This window comes from Rhodococcus sp. A14, assembly GCF_011603105.1.
GTDB classification, from domain to species: Bacteria; Actinomycetota; Actinomycetes; order Mycobacteriales; family Mycobacteriaceae; genus Rhodococcus_F; species Rhodococcus_F opacus.
In genome coordinates this window covers 29,472-51,145 of the sequence record NZ_JAAOQS010000067.1, presented here as the reverse complement: position 1 = coordinate 51,145, position 21,674 = coordinate 29,472, and the positions used below count along the sequence as shown (strand labels likewise).

Here is a 21,674-nt window from a genome sequence, read left to right as displayed (position 1 = left end):
GTGCAGGGCCCCTCTTCCGTGAATCGCGGGGGATTACTGCGGGAGCAGTCCCTTGTTCGCGTCGATGAGCTGCAGGATCTGGGGATCGATCGCGATGCCCTGAGCCTTGACGGCCTCGATCGCGCTGTCGACGACACCGGCGTACTGCGAGGTGCCGTTGGTGCTGGGGACGCCGCCCGTGAGGTCGGGGAGTGCCGGCGCCGCGGGGGCCTCGGGCACGGTTGCGGGGGCGGTGCGCTGGGTGGGTGCGCTGCTCAGGCCGAGGCTCGAGGAGCAGGACGGCCAAGCGCCCCAGCCCTGGGAGTCGAGGACCTTCTCGGCGACGACGATCTGCTCTTCACGCGAGGCCTGGTTGGCGGTGGCCGCGTACTGGGTTCCACCGTGTGCGTTCCAGGTGCTCGGGGAGAACTGGAGGCCGCCCTGGAAGCCGTTTCCGGTGTTGATTCCCCAGTTTCCGCCGGACTCGCACTGCGCGAGGCGGTCCCAGTCGGAGTCGGGTGCCGCGTTCGCGGTGCCCGAGAAGGCTGCTCCGGCGACGCCCATGATGGCGCCGGTGACGGCGACCTTGGCGACGGTGCGGCCGGTGGTGGTGGGCTTGCGATGGCGTCCGCTCATAGTGGTCGAGATCCTCTCCACACGCGCCTGCGAGGTCAGCTGTCGGGTTCGGGCTGAGAGGTCGCCCGGCCTCGCCTCTCCTGGCTGGAGAGGGTCTGGCTTCACCCCAAGATCCGAGTGTGCGAGGCACATTCGGGCCGGTGTCCGTCTGAGAACTTGCGTTCCCTGGAGGACTTTGGGTCCCCCGTCCTCGTCCCTGGAATGCTTCGTCGGGACTCCGGTACCCGCGGGACGAGGCTTGGCGCGGCGGGCCGGATGTGGCCGATGTTTCCTCGGCCGGTGACGACGGTAACGGGCCGAGGCCGCAGTGTCACCATTTGATAACGCGGAGTGTCTTCGCCTGTTGCGGGACCACATTGGAGGCACAGAGACCATGCCCAGCTAGTAGCGACGAGACGCGGGTATTGCCGAACCGTGGCCCTTCCGTTACCGTGCCGTTATGTGAGGAAGCTCACGCCACCGGGGTGCGTCGATGAGGCCGGGGCCTGAGCGGAGATGGGGATGGGTGGGATGAGTGGATGACACTCAGGGTCCAATCGGTGGGCGTTGTGCGTCTTCGGCGCGGCGATGGCGCGGCAGACAGTGGAGGGGCGACATTGATCAGCTGAGGAGGAAGGCGGTTGCGATGGAGGGGATGGGCGCAGGGCGTGCGAAACTCCCGGGCCGGCCGTTGACCGGTCCCGGCCCTGCGGGCCACCTCAGGGCAGCCGCGCTCCCGCAGGAAACCCAGGACGAGAGCGCTGAACTCGTCGGTCCGCTCCAGCATGAGCGCGTGGCCGGTACACACTCCCACATCGGTCGTGCTGCACGCCCCGGAGAAGTGCTACTCGATGTGCCCGGACGAGTCGATCTCGGCGGATACCTCGTCGAGGCGGCGTTTGGCCCTCTCCAGCCGGCCCTCGAGTTCGAGGACTTCCACCACTAACTCGTCCCGCTCGGCCAGCCGGCGGGCAAGCTCGTCTCGAGGGGATTTGGTCTTCATCCATTCACGGTACGCCCAGGTCACCGACCGATCCCTGCCCCGGGATCGCCCGCGTTGCAGCCCTCCCACGGTGTTGTTGCGCGGCGCGACGCACCCGCGTGTGTCCCGTAGGGTAAACCGGCCAATGATGCCGAACCGTAATGGAGAGACAGATGAGGCAGCTCGGTAGCGCCGGAGAACGAGACCTCCAGCATCGGTACGGCACCGTCGAGCGTGCCGTCCGGTTCTACGCCGAACAGGTGCTCGACCATCTCACTCCGGCCATGATCGATTTCGTCGGCCGCCAGGAGATCGCGTTCGTCGCCACCGCGGACGCGGCCGGCGAATGTGACAACAGCCTGAGGGCCGGCGGACCCGGATTCCTGCACGTGATCGACCCCAAAACCCTCGCCTACCCCGAGTACCGAGGCAACGGGGTGATGGCCAGTCTCGGCAACATCGCCGAGAACCCGCACGTCGGACTCGTGCTCGTCGATTTCGTCCACGATCTGATCGGGCTGCACATCAACGGCGCGGCGCGGATCGTCGAGGACGAGGTGCTGCGCTCCGAACTCCCGGATCTACCGGGCGACTGCGCGCCGGGACGAATCCCGCAACGGTGGGTGATAGTGGAGGTCGAAGAGGCATACATTCACTGCCGCAAACACATTCCCCGCATGGAGCCCGTTCCGCACCACCGGGACTGGGGAACCGACGACGCGAAACGCAAGGGCGGTGACTACTTCGACGCGAAAGACACCCAGCGATACGACAGAGCGGCGGTGACCGCACCGCCCGAATCGACTCCGGCCTTGCCGTCGAGGTGTTTCTGACGTGGCTGAGCGTCACGGTCGCCAGCCGCCGCTGACCGACGGGGGCACGCGAGAAGAGCCGGTCTCGTGACCCAGAGACGGGCACACCTGACCCGAAGCGCGTTACTGCAGCGGGCGGCGGAAGAATTCGACTGCCACGGGTATGTGCACGCGACGTTGAATGCGATCTCCGGGAAGTCCAGCACCACCAAAGGCGGCCTGTTTTTCCATTTCCCCACGAAGGAGCACCTTGCCCGCGCAGTGATCGACGAGGGCTTCCGAAGATTCGAGCGGGCCTGCGCACAGCGGAGGGCCACCCATTCCCGTGCATTGGAAACCCTCATCGATCTCTCCTATGTCCTCGCCGACTACGGCCGCGACGATCCGCTGGTGCGGGCCGCGTTCCGGTTGCTCTTCGAGATCGGCGACTACCGCGGCGATCGTGCGGCGCCGAGCATCTTCGAGACCTGGACGCTGCACTGCCGAAACCTCACCATTCGGGCCGGCGAGGAGGGGGATCTGCGTGCCGGCATCGACCCGGACGAGCTCGCCGAAGTCCTGGTGGAGTTGGCCTTTGGGGCCCGGGTGCTCGTCACTGCGACCGGCGCCCTCGACAGCCCCACCCACCGGGTCACCACCGGATGGACACTGCTGCTGCCGACCCTCACCGACCCGGCCGCCGAGACGTATTTCCGGCAGTTCGCCGCCCGGCGCAGCCCCACCACGGTCTCTCCTCGCGGCATGGAGCCGACCGCGTCCTGACTTGGCCGCGCGGGGTCGGCGGCATGCCCTCGCGGCGCGCACGAGATCGCTTCATCACAAGTGGGTGATGCCCGCAGGTGCCCGTCTCGTTCATCCTGGTCATCCCCCGGCACTGCCGAAGAGGTAGTGCGAGAGCGACGGGACGAAAAGGGAACCCACATGGTGCAACGCGAATCGTCCTGACCCGAGAGGTCAGGTCTGAGGCAGGCGTGGATGGACCTGAATCGGTGTCCGCAGCATCGCCCGGGCAGATTTCCGCAGGCGTCGTTCGACAGCATTTACCGCATCCCGAAACGCTGCGACGTGTGCCGGTACCAGCTTGCGCGGCGCGAAGCATCTCCTGCTCGAACCAGCGAGATCACCCCTTCACCTGCTGCAGGGGCAGCGGGACGAGGACTGACAGCAGACCCCTCGGTCAGCCCTCCGGCTTCGGTGCCACCACGAAGTCGTACGGTGCCATCGGGCCGACGAGGCGCATGGTGACCCGGTCGTCCCAGCGTTCGGCCAGGTCTCCGACCGTCTGTTCGAGTTCGTCTTGCCGGTCGACCTCGAGCAGGACCGCGATCTGGACCGCGTCCTCGTCGTGGGTGGGTTCGCGGACGGTGACGGTGTCGGTCAGCGGTGACAGCGCGTCGAGGGTTGTGCGGGTGTCCGTCTCCCGTTTGGCCTCGAGGGTGTGGCCGATCATCTCCCCCAACGCCATCCGGTCATCCCGGGTCAACTCCTCGGGCTGGTCGCGGATCGCCTCGAGCAGGCTGGTGGCCTTCGGGCTCTCGTCGACGATCTCGCGGATGATGGCCTCCTCGACGTAGCGGCCCCTGACCAGGTACTGGGCGAAGCCCTCCAGTTCCTCGAGAGCGGAGACGAACTCGTCCTCGTGTTCGGCAAGCAGTTCGTTGACCACCGCGTCGCGGTCGGACACGACGGCACCGAACCGCAGCGGCAGCACCGGCGCGACGTGCGAGGTGCCGTCGAGGATGCGGGCGTGAGCCTGCAGGTCCGCGGGGGTGCCGAGTCGTTGGTCCGGGTCGATCTCGCTGACCAATGCCGCGATGTCGCCGTGGGTGACGATCTCGATCGGGGCGTCGTGGATGCCGGTGGCGTCCTCTTCGGGTTGCACGTCGGCGGGCACGATTCCGTACACGTAGATCACGGCCATCGGAGCACCCTCGTTGTTGTCGTTGTTGTCGTTGTTGTCGTTGTTGTCGTCGGCGTCGGTGTCGGTGTCCTCTGGGGAGGTCATTTGTGCCTCCGTCGGGGTGCCGGTTCGTGTTCGCTCGAGGATCCGCCGAGTAGCTCACCGAGCGTCTCCCCCACGCCCTCGAGGACACCCTTGGTCTTGGACTTCGTGCTGCCGCTGCCCTTGACGTCGGAGACGAGGTCGGACAGGCCCTTCGGTTCGCTGCCGATCGCGAGCCGGTTCGCCGCCTCCGCGAACCGCAGGTAGGTGTCAACGCTGGCAACGACGATGCGTGCGTCGATCGTCAGCAGTTCGATGCCGACCAGCGAGACCCGCACGTACGCGTCGATGACCAGGCCCTTGTCCAACCTGAGTTGCACCAGTTTAGTGTGCCAACCCTGACCGAGGATTCGGGATTTCGAGGGAATCGAGGATGCTCGCCGCGTCGTCGGTGAGCGGATCGAGGGCGGTGTGCGCGTGGCCAGCAATCGTGACGGTGATTTCCTGCAACGGACGCAGGCTACGCACGATTCTGCGGATCGACATTCCGGTCTCGGCCTGCAGATAACGCGATATCGCCAACGCAGCGAACACGATCGTCAGGTGCGCCTCGATCGAATCCCGGGTGTGACTGAAGATCGGCCTCGCCCGCAGGTCGGTCTTCGACATTCGGAACGACTGCTCGACCTGCCACAGGTCATGATACTTCTCCATCACCTCATACGGATTCATCAGTGACACAGGAAGGTTGGTGACGTAGCCCTTCAGCCCAACGAGGGAACGCGCCCTGGCGATGCCCTCGGCATCGAGACTCTTACCCTTCGCGGTGGTCTTGACGAACCGCGGCGATCGAGCAGCACGAGTACCGTCGATGACCTCCCTGGCCCGAGCCTCCTGGGCATTGAGCGTCTGGTTATCGCGCACGGCACGCTTCTTCGAGTACGCCCAGATCGCCCGCCACGCCGACGTGTCGGCGGGGTCCCACACCGGCTCGCTGCGGCGCGTGATGTCGTTGACCACGCTCTTCGCGTGACGCGGCGTCACCGTATCGATGACCTGCCCGTCTGTGAACACGTCCCCGTTCCAGTGGAAATGGCTGGCCAGATCCGCCGGTGCCTTCATCACCCGTGACCCGACGATGAACTTCAGTCCGGCGGCGTCGAGGTCCTTCAGATTCGATGCCGACAGCATCCCGGCATCGGCGGCGATGACCATCTCGACGTCCTCGATGTTGTGACGCTCCTGGAACTGACGCACGATCGGGGCAATGGTGCGTGTCTCGGCGTGGTTTCCTTCGAAACATCCTATTTCCAAGGGGAATCCGTTGCGGTCGACCAGGAGTCCGACCACGATCTGCGGGTCGACGCGACGCTCTTTCGAGTACCCGACCTTACGCAGCTCATCTTCCTTCTCGGCCTCGAAGTACAAGGTCGTGACGTCGTAGAGCAACAGGTTCAGATCACTCGCCTCGGCGGCGTGTTCGAAGCAGCGTCGTGCGATGTCGTCGCGGTAGCCGTGTGCGGTGCAGCGGCGCAGGGTCCGCACGAAGGTGTTGCGATGTGCGGGGGCGATACCGATCTCGCCGAGCACTCTGCCGGCGTCGGCGACGGAGGTTGCCTCGACGATACGGGCGGCTACCAGTTGGAAGAATGCCTCGTTGTCGACCACATCGAATCCGAGGTGTCGCCACGCAGTCTCGATGACCTCGATCAGCCAGCGAGACCGTTTACCGTTGATCGTCGCGCTGCCGCCAGTGTTCGTGCCGAGGTCGAGGTCGAGTTGCTGTTGGCCGGCGAGTAGTTTCTCGCGGGCCGTCTCGAGCAGGGCGGCGAGTTCGCTGTCGGTGTGGGCTGATCCGAGGTGCTCGAGTACCTTGTCTCGGCGGCCTTGCTTGGCTGCGATCTGCACCGCGGTTGCTCCCGACGCGGTGCGGACTTTGCGGATGTAGGCGGCCACGGGCGTGGAGTCTACCGACTGATTAGTGTGCCATTTCGCGAACCTGCACCGCTGCCACCAGCACAAATGCCGGACCTGTCCAGGAAATCGGCCAACCTGGTGCAACTCAGGAGACCCGCACGTACGCGTCGATGACCAGGCCCTTGTCCAAGATGGTGTCGATGACATCGGCCAGGCTGCTCGAACTCGGCCCACCCGCTGTAGTCATGCTCGTGCTCCTTGCTCCCCCCGCTATCGCCCCACCGGCAACGCCGGTGCGCGGGCGGGGCGGCGACGTGTGGCGGTACCGGTCGTTCCTCGGCCCGCTCTGCGCTCTCGCCGTCGCCTCGTCCAGTCCGCCCCTGTGGCATACCCGAAGTGGAGAGGTAAGTGCGGACTACCGGACTACCCGGAACTCCGGAAGTTCAATCGATCAAAGACCGCCAGGGACTGAGCAATTCGGCGAACACACCCTGCTCGAAACGGTCCGACCGGTCGGCTCCTCGGATGCCCGTTGATCTTCTGTTCCGACGTCGACATCACCTGTCCCCGCGAGTGGACTTGCGTGAAACCCGTTCGCGCTGAGGTTCTTCCTGTCCGCCGCCGAGGAGGTCGCCGAGCTTCTCGCCGGCGGCCCCGAGTGCGCCCTGGGTTTTCGATTCAGCCTCGCCCTCACCGCCCCCAGCCAGGTCCGTCAGGCCCTTGGGCTCGCTGCCGATCTCGAGCCGGTTCACCGCTTCCGCGAACCGCAGGTAGGTGTCGACGCTGGCGACCACGACGCGGGCGTCGATCGTCAGTAGTTCGATGCCGACCAGCGAGACCCGCACGTACGCATCGATGACCAGGCCCTTGTCCAAGATGGTGTCGATGACATCGGCGAGACTGCTCGAGCTCGGTCCACCGCTGACTCCCCCGCCGCCACCGCCACGACCTGCGGGTTGTATCGACGTCATCGCCGCGCTCCTCGCTTCGAGGCGGCCGACTTGGCCGCGGTCTTGCGCGGGCGGCCACGACGTGCCGGCGGCTTGTCCTCACTCGCAGACTTCGCCGCGGTCTTACGCGGGCGGCCACGACGTGCCGGCGGCTTGTCCTCACTCGCAGACTTCGCCGCGGTCTTACGCGGGCGGCCACGACGTGCCGGCGGCGGCGATGTTTCCTCCTCCTCGTCTTCGTCTGCCTCCTCCGGCTCCTCAGCCTCGTCTTCGTCTGCCTCCTCCGGCTCCTCAGCCTCGTCCTCGTCCGTCTCCTCCGGCTCCTCCTCTGTCTCGTCCGTCTCCTCGTACTCTTCCTCGTCTGTCTCCTCGGGCTCCTCCTCTGTCTCCTCCGGCTCCTCAGCCTCGTCCTCGTCCGTCTCCTCGTCCTCGTCTGTTTCGGCGGGCTCCTCGTACTCGTCCTCGTCGCCCTCGTCCAGCTGCGCGTCGTCCTGCTCGTCCTCGTCGGGCTGCGCTTCGTCCTCGGCCGGTTCCTCGTTGTAGTCCTCGGACTCCTCGGGTTCGACGACCTTGCCGTCCCGGATCTCCCCGCGCCAGCCCTCGACTTCGTCGGGATGGAGAACGGCCTGCGTCATGACATGGCGTCCGAAATGCTTCAGCTCCAAGCGAGCTCGCCGCCCCTGTGCACGCCACAGGTTTCCTGTCTTCTCGAACAAGCCCTTCGGGTGATACTCGAGGATCAGAACGATGCGGGTGAGATCGGGAGTCACCTCGTGGAACGTCACCGCCCCGTCGATGAAACCCTTGGCACCCTTCGAACGCCACACGATCCGCTCATCGGGGACCTGCTCGATGATCGACGCCTCCCAGGTCCGGTGCGACAAGAAGATCTGAGCCTTCCACTCGACCTTCTCGTCCGCCTCCTGCTCCACCCGTTCGACCTTCTTCATGAACGACGGAAAGTCGGCGAACTGGGTCCACTGGTTATACGCCAGTTGGACCGGGACTCCGACATCGATCGTTTCGACGATATTGGTCAACTTGAGCTTCTTGCCCTTACCGCCGCCACCGCCGCCACCACCACCAGTGACCGCGTCCTTCACATCCGACGCCGTCTCCTTCACCTTGTCCGTCAACCCGGAGAACAGTGACTTGCCATCGCCCTTCTCGTCCCCGTTGCCGTCACCCTGCTGCTCTTTGCCGGTGACCGCGGACAGCAGGCTTCCGCCGCCTCCCTCGGCGTAGTCGGTGAGCCGGCCGGCCGCACGCTGCACCTTGTCGGACACGGTGGACATCGCCTTGTCGGTCACGGTGCCAAGCAGGCCCTGCGCCGCCTTCTTCAGCGGTGACACCGATGCGGCCTCACCGGACGCACCGGACACGTTCTGGCGCAGCTTCTTCGCTGCACTGTCGAGATTCGAGGTCATCGTCGTTCACTTCCGGCTGCGTCGAATGGGGATGACATCGGTCGTCGCCTTGGCGCGCGACTTCCGGGTGCGGGTGGGGGTTTCGTCCTCGTCGTCGTTGTTCGTCGACGACCGGGACCGTGACCGGGCGGGCCGGGAACCACCGCTGCTCGAGGTGCGGCGGCGCGGGGCCGGGCGCTTGCGGGCGCGGGGCGCCTCCTCCTCGGCTTCGTCCTCCTCGGCGGTCTCGTCCTCCGTGTACTCGTCGTCGTAGTCGTCCTCGGGCTCCTGGTGCCGCTTGCGCTTCGACCCCTTCCCGCCCGAAGCCTCCTCACCGCCCGATTGCAACCGGGAGTTGAGCGAGTCGATGCGATGGCTGGCCGCGGTCACCGCGGCCGTCTTCGCCGCGTTCATCAACTCCTTCCGGACCACCCCGCCGAGCTTGGCGACCTCGGGCGAATCCGCGAGCAGATTGCCGGCCTGACCGAGCACAACCAGTGAGCCAGAAGGAAACCGACTGGATGCTCCGGCGCCCGCGAGCATCAGCGCCAACTTCATCTTGTGCGTGCGGCCCAGCATGTATCCCGCGCCCACGGCCAACGCCATCTGACCTTTGCCTGCCATCGCCCAACCCCTTTGTCGAGAAGATGTGGTGCACCTCGGCGCCGGCGTCGGCGAAAAGGGTGGGGGCCGTGGTCGGTGGGTGGTGCCTTCGTTCCCGCCGACTACCCCGGGGCGGCGACGCTCAATCCGGCCGTACACACATCCCCGATCCGGAACAGCCACCGCACGAAGCAGGCCGGGGCCGGCTTTCAGGGAAACCCGCGTAGCGCAGTGGCAAGCGGGTACCCGCTGAGTACGCTGCCCGCGCCGCAATGCGGTCCGGGCAGCCAGCCCCGCTCCGGCCGTTGAACCCCTCGGCCCGCGGGGCGCCCTCGCCGCGCGGGGCCGAGGTCAAGTGTTCGCCCACCCCGCCTCAGCCCGCGCGCGGCCCCCACCTTCGCAACCTCGTGGATCACGCGAATACACACGAGAAACACATGCGCCGATCAATTTCGAATTCCCCTTACTTGCTAACCGATTTCCCAGAACATTATGGGCGGTTGTTATTTTACCCCGAACATTATGAGCGGTTGTTAATTTCATTATGTGAGAAATTCGCTTTTTTGCGAAACACTCCACGACCCCGAGCGCGATAGGCACCGTAAGCGGTGATCGACGATCCCGTGGATTTCATCACCAGGAAAGGCGTGAATTCCGATGGGTTCTGCTTCAACGCCCGTTCGAGGCGTTCCTGAAGTGGCTGAGCGTCACCATCGGCGGCGGCATCGGCCTGAGCGGACCGACCGAATCCGCGACAGCGGTGGCCCGGCTCACCTGGGGGCGGCCGGTCCACCGCCCTGATCAGCACGATCACCGGCCAGGTCGCCGCCTACCCTACCGCCGTCCTCGGCCGGGATGTGAGCTCGGCCTACGGGGTGCCCGGTCGGCAGGCGACCGCGCCGATGAGTCGATATCGTCACCCCGAAAATTGGGGAACCTAACCCGGAATAACTTTCGTGAAGCGCGGTTCGAGAATGTGGGTCTCCCCGAAATAAGCGCGGCTCAAGGATGAGTGACGCTTCGCAATGTACGCGCGTTTTTGCCGACACGGAAACTCTACAGACCCGTTGCCGTATTTTCATCTCACCTGGCACGAGAGTGACGGGTTTCGGAACTTCACGGCGCGCAGCATGCACAAAGGGCACCCCAGGGAGACGACGCGAATGAACACCAAATGCGGGCGTCGTCATCAGCATCGCCCGCACGCCCGTGGATCGGTAGGACCTCGGCATGGGGCATGGGGCATCGGATGGGAGAGGCCGTGGAGATGTCGCCTCGGCATCTCGCCGCCGCCGATTCCGCGACTCGGGAGCCTTCTCGTGAAACGAATGCGGCGGCCGGTGAGACATAGCTATTCATTGAAAGTGGTTGTGCAAGAATGAAATCGATCAGTCGTGACTGAATTGTTCGAACCGTACCGGGCGCCGGAGGGCGCCGCACAATCCGGGTTCCCCGAAGAGGTGACCCGATCCGAGACGGGATCGTTCCCGGGCTCGGCGATGTCGGCGCAGCTGGTCACCGCGGTGGAATGCGCGCCCGCCCCGGTGGCGCTGTGGGAGTTCGGTTCGGGCCGTCTCCGCTATCTGAACCCGGCCGGAGCCGCCCTGGTGGGGTTCTCGAAGGGCGACGAGGTGTCCGCGCGCACGGCCGCCGACGTCTGCACCGCCAGCGCGGTGGCGCAGGCACCGGAGGTCTCGGCCGCCCTGACCGGACAGGGTCGGTGGTGCGGGCGAACGGAGTTGCGGCACGTGCGCACCGGTGCTCCGATCCCGGTGGTCCTGTCCGTCTTCGTCACCGAACGCGACGAGGACGGGCGCCCGGCGCTGATCGGGGTAATCAGCAGGGAGCCGTCCACCGCGCGCGAGCAGGAACACCCGCTGCTCGCCGCCCTGGCGGCAGCCGACCGCCGGTGCCGGGAACAACACGTACTCGCCGAGCTGAGCCGGCTCGCGGTCACCGCCGACCTCGACACTCTCCTGACCGCCGCGACCGCGGAGGTCACCGCGCTGCTGGGGGTGCGGTGCGCGGCGGTGACCCGGGTGCCGGACACCGGCGGGGCGGCCCTGACGGTGCTCGGCTACCACGGGCCCGGGCCGCGCCCGACCACTCTCGCCGCCGGCCACGGCTCGCTGACCGGGTACACGGCCACCGAGGCGGCGGTGGTGTGCTGCCCGGACCGCGCCCGCGAGCGCCGCTTCGCCACCGCGGACATGGCCGCGGCGGGGCTGGGCAGCGGCATCGGCGTACCGATCGGACACCACACGATCTGGGGCGTGCTGACCGCCCATTTCGCCCGACCGCGTCCCACCCGGGAGCACGACGTGGCGTTTGTGTCCGCGGTGGCCGCTGTGCTGTCCACCGCGCTCGAGCGAATTGAGGCGGAGGAGCGATTGCGGCATCAGGGCCTGCACGACCCGCTCACCGGGTTACCGAACCGCACCCTGGCCCTGGAGCGTCTCACTGCCGCCCTCGACCGAGCGGAACGCACCGGCGGCCGGGTGGCGGTGCTGGTGATCGACCTCGACAACTTCCGACACCTCAACGCCCGATTGGGGCACGCCGGTGGCGACGCCGCCCTGATCCGACTCGCCGACCGCCTGCGGTCCGTGGTCCGACCCACCGATACCGTGGCGCGCCTGGGCGGTGACGAATTCCTGATCCTGTGCCCGGCCGTCACCGGTCCCGCGGACGTGATTGCGATCGCCGACCGGATCGCCACCGTGGACCCGCACCCGGGGGACGGGCCGGTCACTGCGAGTGTCGGTATCGCCGTCACCGGTGCCGCCGTCTCCCCGCACGAGCTGATTCATCACGCCGACCGGGCGATGTACCGGGCCAAGGCCACCGGACCCGGCCAATATGCATTGCACCATCCCGATACCCACGGAACGGGCCTCTGAACCGCGCACCCAACGCGAGAACTCCGGGACTGCGTGGTCGGGCTTACCGCACTACACCCGGGGTCGCGTAGAGCTGGGTGAAACGTCGCGGTTCTTCTCTGGTTGTGGGCCGCGAGCCGCGCCACATCGCGCCTGCCGTTCAGTTACTGCCCTTTGATGTCCTCATTCGAACGCGCGTCGACAGCGGTCGATCATGTCCTCGGCACGGCGCCGGAAATCGGTCACCTCCACCCCGTCGAGGAGTTCGCCGAGGACGTCGAGCTCGGTAAGCCACCAGCCCATCTCTTCGATTCCGTCCTGGCGGCGGGGACAATCGTGGCTGAACTGTAAAACCGACCGCGAGTGCCCGTCGCCGGTGATGTCCCACCGCAGCACGCTCTCCCTGCAGGCGTACTCGAGCAGGCTGGGCGGCCGGACCCGGCACGCCATGCCCGTGCCTGCGCACGCGGGATGCAGCAGGCGGAGAACCCGCCACACCTCGTCGCAGTCGTGGTGCAGACGGCGCTCGAGATGCAGCCGGCAGCGCCCGTTCTCGTCGACGGTGACGATATCGGTCATCGGCGGACATCCTCCGGCGCCCCGACCTCTGGATCAACGTGGTCTTTCGCGGACGCGTACCCAGGTACGCAGGCGCGCAACCGACACCTCCCCCCTGCCCGTGGGGCACGCCGCTTACGTCAGGGATGGATCCCGCCGTCTCGGGGCACGAGTTCGAACCACGCACTCGCTCCACCCCGCAGATACGGATCCGGGTAGCACAGGGCGAGGCCTTGCGCATCAAACGCGGTGAACCACTCCTGCCAGGAGATGTGCTCGAGCTCGCCGGGGCGGACCGCGGCAAAGTCGATATGCAGGTGCCGGCGGTGTCGGTGTGCGCCGCCGTTCGTGCCGGTACGCCGTGATGCGCCTGAATCCGCCCGCGGATCTCGTCGTGATCGGTGGTGATGTGCCGGTGTGAGGTCATCGGATCGGTCCTGGTTGGGGGAGTCTCGGATTGGTTCTCGGGTTACCCGCGACAGCGCGACCTGAACCCAACGTGCGAGCCGTAGGCCGACCCCCGATTTCCGCATCAATGTCCCCAGGGTCATCGAGAGGGCTACGATCCGCGGTGTGACGCTCGGCGGTCTCGCGATGTCCCTTCTCCGCTTCCCTTACCGGCTGCTGCGGGTTCCCCTGCAGTTGGTCGAGGTGATCGCGCAATCCCATCTCGACGAGCAGGCACCCACGCGGCGCGTCTACGAGCGGTTCCTCATCGCCGGCGACCGCGCCGCCGCCTACCTGCTGGATGACGAGAACGCGGCCCGCCGCGCCGACGCCCTGACTCGACACATCGTCGCCGTCCACCTGCTGATCGCCCGCGAGCACCAACGGATCCGACACCGGGGCCTGCTCCTGCTCGACGAGCAGCGGGACCGCTTCTACGCGCGACGACACCACCGGCCGAACGGACACGCTCCCACCTGAGCCCACCTTCCGTTCCCCCGACACCGTCGCTAGCCTGGGCGCCGGTCAGCGCCGTCCGCGAAGGGGAGCCGACCGCCCGGGTGGTGCGTAGCGCAATCTCGCGCAGCCTCAGGGACGTGTCGGCGGCGCTGGCGTACGAATCGCGCTCGCGTGCCGAGACGGATGTTGTAGGACCTTCGCCCCTACACACAGGGTGCTAGTTCTGGCATCCTCCGATCGAGGACACCAGTTGTTCGACCCTTCGGCCACCCGCGGTACGGGCCGGGCAGGGTGTCGAGATCGGCCCTCGGTGGGAGGCGCCGTCTCGTCGGCTGCAGGGAGTGAACGACGATGGCGCAGGGCACAGTGCAGTGGTTCAACGGCGAGAAGGGCTTCGGATTCATCAGCCCCGACGACGGCAGCGCCGACCTCTTCGTCCAGTTCTCCGAGATTCAGGGCAGCGGGTACAAGTCGCTCGAGGAGAATCAGCGGGTGCAGTTCGAGGTCGGCCGAGGCCCGAAAGGGGTTTACGCCCAGAATGTGCGCCCCGTCTGACGAGGCGGAGGAACGTTGCGACTAGCAAAGCTCTGACCTGACAAACGAACATGACCGAGGCACCGCCCTTCCCACGCCCCGGGGGCGTCGGACACCGGCCAGGGGTGGCGGTGGCAGGTGCTCGAAGGCGAGCCCGATCACCGAGACGAATACCTGACTCCCAACCAGCAAGACGCCGGCGAGATGATGATGATCTGCGTGAGTCGCTGCAAAGGAAGAAAACTCGTACTCGACTTGTGACCACGCGCCCGTCAGATCTGCACATTGGACAGACCGACGGGCCACCCCTCCGCAGCGCCCTGACCCGCTCGAGCATGCAGCGGACCGTCGCGTCAGAGCTCAGCGAGAGACACCAGCCCATCCTGCAGCGCCCGGATCAACAAGCCAGACTTGTCAGCAACGGGGCGGCCTGCGGCAGCGTACTTCGCCCGGATCCGGATCAGGTGGGTATTGATCGTGCCCAGGCTAATTCCCAGATCGGCTGCGGCAACATTCTTCGATTCACTACGCAGCCACATGCGGAGGATCTCCAGCTCGCGCGGTGTCAGCGTGGGCCGCCGCTGCGGTTCCCCGTCAGTGTCGGGCGTGGAGTCAGGAACAGAAGTCATACCGATCTCACCTTCTCGGGCCGCAGCGCTTGCCACAGGACACTGGGTGATTCGAGGCGAAGCACCAGCCGGATGGGTCGATAAGCAGGCTCGTGCCACCACAGAGTGTCCGTTTTGTCCGTTGTTCACCGCGGTGAACAAACCGTACCCGAAGCCGGTTTCGAGGATGCGTGGGCGATGTTCCAGGGGCGCGTCGCTGACGGCGCCCGGGGAAGATTGGTTATCGTCGGAGGCCTGTAGAACCAAGGGGGGGTGCGGCGACCATGACATCTTCCACAGTTACCGACGTGTCGACGCTGCTGATGATCGACTCTGCGACTGCGCGGGACCGGGACGACGCCATCTCCGTCACCCCGCTCCCCGGGGGCCGCGGGTGGGCGGTGGAGGTTCATATCGCGGGCGTGGCCGACGTCGTGGAACTGGGGTCGGTCGCCGACGAGCAGGCGTTCCTTCGGGCGGAGACCCGGTATCTGCGCAGCCGCACCATTCCGATGCTCGGCGAGACGGCCGAACAGGCAGCCACCCTGACCGCAGGATCCCGGCGCACCAGTCTGCGGGTCACCGGCACCCTCACCTCCGACGGGCAGTTGGTCGATGTCACCGTCGGCCGCGGGGAGATTCCGCCAGGCCGGTGTGTGGCGGTCGATCACGCCGAGGTGCCCGGCATCCTGTCCGATCCGGCACATCCGCTGCACCCCCAGTTGGTGGCGGCGGATGCTGCCGCGCAGGTCCTGCTGGGCGCCCGCCGTGACGGTGGGGCGCTCGCGTTCTACGACCTCACCCGCGGCTGGGCGAGCAGCGAGGACGGGGCCATCGTGGCGATCGCCGCCGATCTCACCGCCCTCGACAGTCGCCGATTCCACAAGATCCTCAAAGCCGAAGCCACCGGACCACTTCGGGCCGAACTCGCCTCCGAGCTCGCCCGCCGCGTCGACGCCGACCTGATGACCGCCCCGGACGTCGCGGTCCTGATCGACGCCGCCGACCCCACCTGGCTGCCCATCCAACTCCGCGTCATCGACACCCTCGCCGACACCCACCCGGAGATGGGCCCCAGCGTGGCGTCGGTGTGGCGGCAAGCCCACCCCGACCAACCGCCCCCCGAACTCGAGATCCGGCGCAACGGCGCCGACCACAACCCACTGTTCGCCGCCCGCGCCACCCACCAAGGCGTCCGCGGACCGTGGGCCACCGCGGCCGCGAAGAAACCGGCCAAACAGACCGCCCTCTGGGCGGCAGTGCGCGCGCAGCTGACCGGCATCGACAACCCCGACGCGGACCCGGAATGGCCCACCACCGCACCATCCCCGGAGCCCACGACTCCCCCACCGGCACCGGAGGATTCCCGCACCACCTCCTCCGGGCTCCCGCACCGGACGACCACTCCGGCCGCACTGAACCTGGACGGGGCGAAGAAATCCAAGGCACTGTCCAACCCCACCGCCTGGCTGATGAGTCTCGCCCGAAACAACAATCAGGCCCCGCCCGTATGGGAGTTCCACACCGACGGGCCCGCGCACGCACCTCGGTTCACCGCCACCGTGCGCCTCGCCGGCCACACCGCCACCGCTACCGCGACCACGAAGACGGCGGCGAAGACCGCATCCGCGGCCGCGCTCATCGAGACACCTTTCAGACAGCACTAAAGACAACAGGTGTCTGCCGAAGGCGTTCCTGCTGCCCGCTCCCGCGGAGCACTTCCGGCATTGCGAGGGGTGCTCGATGAGATAGAAGCACTTCCGTAATAGCACCGACTCCGCGATGCTGACCTGCGGAAACGACGTGTCCGCCCGTGGTTCGGTCCGCCTGCTCAGATCCAGTCGATGTGGACGGATTCGATGTGGTCGAAATGGAATCCGAACTGGTCGCTGTACTTGTCGAAGCCCTTGTTTTCGGGGTAGTCGAGGGTGGCGTGCCGCTCGAGCAGGGCCACGACCCGGGCGTGATCGTCGTTGGCCAGTGCGGCGGCAAGTTCGCGTGACTCCTCACTGGTGAACGGGGTGTCCGAGTTCGCGAAATCCAGGGTGCGGACCCGGTAGTCGTAGCCCTCGTCGGCGCCGTTACGGACCATGACGCCACCCTTGACGCGGATGACCGCTCTTTTCGGTGTTCCGTCCGGCCGCAGCACGCCGGCGCGTTTCATGATGTCCTGCGCCTTGACGTTGCGGAGTTTCTTGCTGGCGTCCGCACGCAACTCGTTCGTTTCCCCCGACCTATACCGGGAGACGGCGGAGCGGGACCGCCCGATCTTCGCCGCCACCGCATCGACGCCGCCGAGGCGTTCGATCGCGGCACGGCGTTGCGCTCGTTCGAGGACGTCGGCGTGGGGGATGCGGCCCTGCTGCGCCCAGCGGCGCAGTGTGCGCGCGGATGGGGGTGTGCGGCCGGCGTCGATCGCGGCCTGCCGTAGTCCCTCGTTGCCGAGTTCCTTGCGCAGCTGTTTCACCGAGACCTTGCTGGTCAGGCCGGCCAGTCCCCCACTTTTGACCTGTTTTGATTTTTCGACACCGCTGGTCGCGGCGTTGGCAACGGAGACCTTGAGGCCGTCGAGACCGACCGCCTCCTGTGCCGGCTTTTTGGTGCGCGGCTTCGGAAGGTGCAGGGCCATCAGAGCACCCCCTCCCCTTCGTCGTCGGCGGCGTCCTCGTTGTCGGCGAAGGCCGCCTTGATCGCGAGGTTCACCTCGTGCACGTCCTGGGCCGAAGTGAAGGCGGACAGGAGGGTGTCGGTGAGGATCACGTCCTTCTCGACCGACATCTTCCCCAGCGCCTCGCTCGGGTCGGCGATGTCCTCACCGCCTGAGAGGAGGTACACCCAGGAGTCGGTGATGGTGCGGACCGGCCAGCGGCCGTGTTCGCGGGCGATCCGCATCGCCACGCGGCGGCCGCGCCACCGGCAGTGCGCGATGATCGCCGCCCGCCAGAGCGGTTGGTGGTGATGTTGCATCCGTGTCGCAGTCCACATGTCCGGGTTGACCATTCGCCCGATGTAGCCCTTGTAGCAGGTGCCGAGGAACCGCTTCGTCGCGTCGTCGTCGGTGTCCACCGCGGCCTTGCGGGCCTCGCGCAGGATCTTGGCCCACTTGTCCAGCGCCCGGCCCTGCTGTGGGTAGACCCAGGCCTCGGCGATGTCGAGGTCGTCGAGGTCCGCACCGATTCCGCCGTCTGCCACCGGTGAGCACAGCCCGTCGAGGCTGACCGAGGTGACCCAGGTCTGCACCGGTTGGTCGGCGAGCATGTGCGGGTGCGGCAGAGGGAGCTTGTCGGGCAGCGACAGTGCCTGTCCGGGCGGCAGGGTGATTCGCCACAGCCCGAAGGGGGCACCCTTCTCCCCCACCGCCGCAGCCGCGGCAGTGTCACCAGTCAGGTGTTTGGGCTGCCCGTAGCCGAATTCGAGCATCCCCGCGGAGGCGAGGTAGGCGGCGCGTTGGTCGATCGAGACCAACCGGTGGACGTTGTCGAGATCCTGGGCGTCGGGGACGCGGGTCCAGCCGACAGCGGGTTCGAGGTCTCCCCGCGGCGGGCCGTCCAGCGGCGGGACCGACCCGGGTGTGGTGACCACGATGCCTTTGCCGCTGCGGGTGCGTTCCCGCTTGATCTTGTCGACGAGGGCCGCGCCGGTCCGCGCGGGCGTCGGTCCCGGGAGCACCCCGAGGTGCTGGGCGCACCAGGCCAACCGGCGACCGAGTTCCCGTGCCGCCGGGAGGTCGTCGTCCGGGAGATACGTTCCGGCCGTCGGTGAGCCGAGGATGCCCATGTCACCGACCCGGTTGTGCCAACCGAAGTCCTTGTTCCAGTACGTCCACACGTACGGTTCGATCACCACATCGACCATCGAGGTGAAGGTCCCGATCGAGCGGGACAGGTGCACCACGTGCCCCGGGTCGCCGCGCAACTCCCAGCCCGCGTTCAGCAGTGGGGTGAGGGTGGCGTGGAGGACGGCGGTCAGTTCCTGGGCGGCGCGGTTGCGGAGGGCTTCCATGTCGTCGACGTCGTCTTCGCTGCCCGGGTCGATGATCCACCCGAGCAACTCGCACGCGCCCTGTCCGACGATCCAGATCTGTGCGGGGGCGCCCAACGGTGTCAGCGAGGCCCAGCGGATCAGTTTGTCCAGCTTCTCGACGGAGTCGACCGGACCGGTCAACTCCCGCCCGGAGGGTGTGAAGGTCCCGTCGGCGGTCACGATCAACGCATGGCCATCGGCTTCTTCTCCTGCGGGCAGCGCCTCCCACACCGGCGGGCTGCTCACGTCCTGGTGAGACTGTGGTGGTTCTGGCGTCGAGACTTCTTCGACAACATCCTGCGGGTCGTCTGATTCCGATTCAGCGGCAATCTCATCCGCCGTGATGTCAGCTGTTGTGTCATCGAATTCGAATAGCGCGTATTGGTCCTCGCCTGCCATCGATCGCCCTCCGCGGTCCATCTAGTCGACAACCTCGCCGTTTGAGTCGACATCGGGAACTCCGTTGCGCGCGAAGAACTCTTGCAACGCAACGTCGACAACATTCGTCACCGAGTATCCGTACTCATTTGTGAACCATCCGAGGCGGCGGGATGTGCTCGCCAGCACGCGCGTGTTCAAGGGTTCCTTCTCTGGCCCCTTCTTCGGCTCCAACATCGCGGCAGCTGGAGGCCTCTTCGCAGCGTCATGGGACGCGGAATCCTGACTTGATACGGCCGAAAACGCGGACGCTTCAAACGCGGACGCTCGGCCCCGCGACCGGTCTGAGCGACTTCCCAGTCCGCGGGAGTTCGGCATCGAAGGTTCCTTTCCGCCTCGGGGTGGCTGACCATCAGCGCGCCGTCCAATGAGCTTCGTACCTCGAATTCGACAATCAGCAGATCGTGTGGTGCCTATAGGAAGTATAGGCACATGCTCGCCTATTTGCGCGCAGATATGCGTGCAAAGTTGCGCGCAAGGCTCTTGTGCTCCGCCCGCCCCAGGACATCGTGACGATTCCAATCATCAGGTGAATGTGGACACTGCCCGATGTGACTCAGGCGCAAGTTGATTGAGGTTTCTCCGATGTTGACTCTCTCGACTGGAGTTGTCGACAGCAGACTGGGAGATGTCCTTAGCGAACGGGTGTCGACAAGCCCTCGTGTCTCGTCTCCGACGGCGTTGGCATCGTGCCCGAGTAGTCGACGACTCGCGCGTGCGACGTTCGCTTTGACTGAAGAAGTCCCGCGTGAGGCTCGCCAAGGTTTGCAGGTCAACGTGCAGGGAGTAGCAATGCCCGATCGCAGCTCTACCTCGACCCCTATCGCTTCACCGAAAGACGCCTCCAGCGCACAACTCGTCCAGTGGACTTTCGACCGCATCAATGCCCAGGACGTCGACAGCCTACGCAAATTCTGGACGGCACGCTCCACCGTGCACTTTCCAACCGGAACATGTCACGGGAGCGCCGAGATCGTCGCCTACTTCAATTAGGTGTTCGCCGCCGTCACCGACTTTGCCTTCGAGCTCATCTCGATCGCCGAGTCCGGCAACGACGTCTTGGTTCACTGGCGCCTGACCGGACGGCACGTCGGCATCTTCGTCGGCATCGTCGCTACCGGACGGCGAATCGACTTCGAGGGATTCGACCACTTCGTCATCGTCACCATCACGGTGCGCTACGACCAAATGGGGTTCGCCCGCCAGATCAAGCTGCTACCGACCGACGGATCGATTGCGGATCGCGCCATGAACGGCGTCTTCAACGCCAAACGCGCATACCTGGCCTCGCACGCTGCCGTTAGCTTCCTGGGCACGTCGTGAACGCCGACGAGAAAATGCATGTGGCGTGCGGCACACTCTTGGAATCGACACCGTCGCCATCATACGTTCGGTCTTGCACCGGCTGATCCGATGTGCAGGCCGCTGGTGTCGCAACGCCGTGAGCTGAATCCTGTTCAGCCAGTATGGTTCGCGCTGCTTGACCGATCCTCGACTGCCGGTGTCGCGGCCCCGCCGTCCGCCAGCTCCGGCGGGGTTCCGCGTGGTTCGGAACTTGAGGCGGCTCGATCTTGCCCCGATGCGACGTGGTGGCGTCAAACGAGCCCATCCATCTCCGGTGCAGTGAACTCTCGCCAACCTATACTGGCTTGCGGCGCTGCTGACTCACGGCAATCGTCAGGCGCGTCCCGAAGTTACTATTACGCCGAATTTGATTGCAGCAGAGGTGTTTACGTCGTCCCTAACGCCGCCACCTCGGCGCCTCAGCCCCGGTCGATCATATACAATCGGTGACTTCACGGACGCGTGGATCTCCCTTCGTTTTGAACCTGACCTGCCCGGGCCCCCTGCTGGCAGAGACTAGAGGTAGTCGCTCCGACTGCGGTTTGCCACGAAGGCCCCGGCGATTGTCACAGTCCGCCTCGGCAACCTCTTGCTCCAGCCTCGACCGTGGTCTATCTATGAAGAGGAAAGTATTGGATCCATACTGAATCTCTCTCAAACCAACCGGATTAGCTTCCTCGCTAAGATTCTCATACGCCTCGTTTCCTTCGGGTGATGCACGGTGCATCACCCGAAGGCCGGGTGATGCACCGCGCATCACCCGAAGGCTGTCTTGGGTAGGTCGCGAAGGACCCCGTGAGTAGACGTAGATCTCTGCATTTGTGTAGTTCGCGCACACCGCCGAATTACTCGATGCGCTTGCGGAAACACGCCGACGCCCACTTGCCTTCGCGGTCGATTGGCGCTCGCTCAACGCCCGGTCGATTCGGCGAGGCGGCGCTGGGCCGCTTGTCGTGCCTAAGACCATTTCCCAACGCATTGGTGGCCCCGCGCATCTGGTTCAAGACACCCCGACGCGGTCTTGCGCCGGTATCGGTGTCGCGGATGCCATACGCCGGTCAGGCATCGGGTTTCCCCTCCGTCGGTCGCATTTCCAGCGGCCGCGAATAGCTACGGGATCATCGACAACCGCCGCAACAGGACTCGGGGCCTGGCCCACGAATTCCTAGACCGTGCGT

General features: G+C 66.1%; 20 protein-coding genes, 3 pseudogenes and 1 riboswitch. Of the genes and pseudogenes, 8 read left to right on the top strand and 15 right to left on the bottom strand.

Annotation, left to right across the window (positions count from 1 at the left end; genetic code table 11):
• Nucleotides 1-33: 33 nt before the first annotated feature.
• Nucleotides 34-615 carry a transglycosylase family protein gene (locus G9373_RS28945; RefSeq protein WP_005255273.1) on the bottom strand — a complete coding sequence of 194 codons (582 nt, stop codon included), beginning with the start codon at nucleotides 613-615 and terminating at the stop codon, nucleotides 34-36.
• Between the two features lie 8 nt (nucleotides 616-623).
• Nucleotides 624-837, bottom strand: a riboswitch (cyclic di-AMP (ydaO/yuaA leader).
• A 601-nt stretch (nucleotides 838-1,438) separates the two neighbouring features.
• On the bottom strand, nucleotides 1,439-1,597 hold the full coding sequence (locus tag G9373_RS28940) for a hypothetical protein (protein WP_166680860.1): 159 nt from the start codon (nucleotides 1,595-1,597) through the stop codon (nucleotides 1,439-1,441).
• A 152-nt stretch (nucleotides 1,598-1,749) separates the two neighbouring features.
• Between G9373_RS28940 and G9373_RS28935 the strand changes: the two genes are divergently transcribed.
• Nucleotides 1,750-2,409: a pyridoxamine 5'-phosphate oxidase family protein gene (locus tag G9373_RS28935; RefSeq protein WP_167118054.1), complete on the top strand. Its 660-nt coding sequence runs from the start codon at nucleotides 1,750-1,752 to the stop codon at nucleotides 2,407-2,409.
• A gap of 66 nt (nucleotides 2,410-2,475) precedes the next feature.
• The gene (locus G9373_RS28930; protein WP_346842860.1) at nucleotides 2,476-3,150 is read left to right on the top strand and encodes a ScbR family autoregulator-binding transcription factor; all 675 of its coding nucleotides are present in this window, start codon (nucleotides 2,476-2,478) and stop codon (nucleotides 3,148-3,150) included.
• A 415-nt stretch (nucleotides 3,151-3,565) separates the two neighbouring features.
• Here G9373_RS28930 and G9373_RS28925 read toward each other — a convergent pair whose 3' ends face one another.
• The 8 genes and pseudogenes from G9373_RS28925 to G9373_RS28890 form a co-directional block, all read right to left on the bottom strand.
• Nucleotides 3,566-4,309, bottom strand: a complete 744-nt coding sequence (locus tag G9373_RS28925; protein WP_240960798.1) for a GvpL/GvpF family gas vesicle protein — start codon at nucleotides 4,307-4,309, stop codon at nucleotides 3,566-3,568.
• Between the two features lie 80 nt (nucleotides 4,310-4,389).
• Nucleotides 4,390-4,710, bottom strand: a complete 321-nt coding sequence (gene gvpJ, locus G9373_RS28920) for a gas vesicle protein GvpJ (RefSeq protein WP_346842859.1) — start codon at nucleotides 4,708-4,710, stop codon at nucleotides 4,390-4,392.
• 4 nt (nucleotides 4,711-4,714) lie between these two features.
• On the bottom strand, nucleotides 4,715-6,286 hold the full coding sequence (locus G9373_RS28915; protein ID WP_167118049.1) for an IS1634 family transposase: 1,572 nt from the start codon (nucleotides 6,284-6,286) through the stop codon (nucleotides 4,715-4,717).
• Between the two features lie 46 nt (nucleotides 6,287-6,332).
• Nucleotides 6,333-6,494: pseudogene (gene gvpJ, locus G9373_RS28910) on the bottom strand (gas vesicle protein GvpJ); the annotation flags it as partial.
• Between the two features lie 310 nt (nucleotides 6,495-6,804).
• The gene (gene gvpJ / locus G9373_RS28905) at nucleotides 6,805-7,218 is read right to left on the bottom strand and encodes a gas vesicle protein GvpJ (protein WP_167118047.1); all 414 of its coding nucleotides are present in this window, start codon (nucleotides 7,216-7,218) and stop codon (nucleotides 6,805-6,807) included.
• Complete coding sequence (locus tag G9373_RS28900; protein ID WP_167118044.1) at nucleotides 7,215-8,624, bottom strand: SRPBCC family protein; 1,410 nt, start codon at nucleotides 8,622-8,624, stop codon at nucleotides 7,215-7,217. The genes gvpJ (G9373_RS28905) and G9373_RS28900 overlap by 4 nt, the downstream gene beginning before the upstream one ends.
• Before the next feature lie 6 nt (nucleotides 8,625-8,630).
• Nucleotides 8,631-9,227: a hypothetical protein gene (locus G9373_RS28895; RefSeq protein ID WP_167118041.1), complete on the bottom strand. Its 597-nt coding sequence runs from the start codon at nucleotides 9,225-9,227 to the stop codon at nucleotides 8,631-8,633.
• A gap of 499 nt (nucleotides 9,228-9,726) precedes the next feature.
• Nucleotides 9,727-10,020, bottom strand: coding sequence for a hypothetical protein (locus G9373_RS28890; protein ID WP_167118038.1), 294 nt, complete (start codon nucleotides 10,018-10,020; stop codon nucleotides 9,727-9,729).
• 580 nt (nucleotides 10,021-10,600) lie between these two features.
• On the opposite strand from G9373_RS28890, the gene G9373_RS28885 reads away from it, so the two are divergent.
• On the top strand, nucleotides 10,601-12,106 hold the full coding sequence (locus G9373_RS28885; protein ID WP_167118035.1) for a diguanylate cyclase: 1,506 nt from the start codon (nucleotides 10,601-10,603) through the stop codon (nucleotides 12,104-12,106).
• A gap of 162 nt (nucleotides 12,107-12,268) precedes the next feature.
• Here the strand turns inward: G9373_RS28885 and G9373_RS28880 are convergent, their stop codons facing one another.
• Complete coding sequence (locus G9373_RS28880) at nucleotides 12,269-12,664, bottom strand: hypothetical protein (RefSeq protein ID WP_167118015.1); 396 nt, start codon at nucleotides 12,662-12,664, stop codon at nucleotides 12,269-12,271.
• Between the two features lie 119 nt (nucleotides 12,665-12,783).
• Nucleotides 12,784-13,070: pseudogene (locus tag G9373_RS46790) on the bottom strand (hypothetical protein).
• A gap of 146 nt (nucleotides 13,071-13,216) precedes the next feature.
• Between G9373_RS46790 and G9373_RS28870 the strand changes: the two are divergent.
• From G9373_RS28870 to G9373_RS46785, 3 genes and pseudogenes are all read left to right on the top strand, one after another.
• Nucleotides 13,217-13,570 carry a hypothetical protein gene (locus G9373_RS28870; RefSeq protein WP_167118013.1) on the top strand — a complete coding sequence of 118 codons (354 nt, stop codon included), beginning with the start codon at nucleotides 13,217-13,219 and terminating at the stop codon, nucleotides 13,568-13,570.
• Nucleotides 13,571-13,900: 330 nt separating this feature from the next.
• Nucleotides 13,901-14,104: a cold-shock protein gene (locus tag G9373_RS28865; RefSeq protein ID WP_167118010.1), complete on the top strand. Its 204-nt coding sequence runs from the start codon at nucleotides 13,901-13,903 to the stop codon at nucleotides 14,102-14,104.
• A 117-nt stretch (nucleotides 14,105-14,221) separates the two neighbouring features.
• Nucleotides 14,222-14,344: pseudogene (locus G9373_RS46785) on the top strand (oxidoreductase); the annotation flags it as partial.
• Between the two features lie 92 nt (nucleotides 14,345-14,436).
• Here the strand turns inward: G9373_RS46785 and G9373_RS28860 are convergent.
• A complete protein-coding gene (locus G9373_RS28860; protein WP_167118006.1) occupies nucleotides 14,437-14,712 on the bottom strand; it encodes a LuxR C-terminal-related transcriptional regulator in 276 nt (91 codons plus the stop codon).
• A gap of 263 nt (nucleotides 14,713-14,975) precedes the next feature.
• On the opposite strand from G9373_RS28860, the gene G9373_RS28855 reads away from it, so the two are divergent.
• Entirely contained in the window at nucleotides 14,976-16,358 is a 1,383-nt protein-coding gene (locus G9373_RS28855; protein ID WP_167118002.1) for an RNB domain-containing ribonuclease, read from the top strand.
• A gap of 164 nt (nucleotides 16,359-16,522) precedes the next feature.
• Here the strand turns inward: G9373_RS28855 and G9373_RS28850 are convergent, their stop codons facing one another.
• Complete coding sequence (locus G9373_RS28850; RefSeq protein WP_167117999.1) at nucleotides 16,523-17,320, bottom strand: hypothetical protein; 798 nt, start codon at nucleotides 17,318-17,320, stop codon at nucleotides 16,523-16,525.
• Nucleotides 17,320-19,113, bottom strand: a complete 1,794-nt coding sequence (locus G9373_RS28845; RefSeq protein ID WP_167117996.1) for a hypothetical protein — start codon at nucleotides 19,111-19,113, stop codon at nucleotides 17,320-17,322. The genes G9373_RS28850 and G9373_RS28845 overlap by 1 nt, the downstream gene beginning before the upstream one ends.
• A 1,032-nt stretch (nucleotides 19,114-20,145) precedes the next feature.
• On the opposite strand from G9373_RS28845, the gene G9373_RS46780 reads away from it, so the two are divergent.
• On the top strand, nucleotides 20,146-20,475 hold the full coding sequence (locus G9373_RS46780) for an ester cyclase (protein WP_265148004.1): 330 nt from the start codon (nucleotides 20,146-20,148) through the stop codon (nucleotides 20,473-20,475).
• Nucleotides 20,476-21,674 lie beyond the last annotated feature (1,199 nt).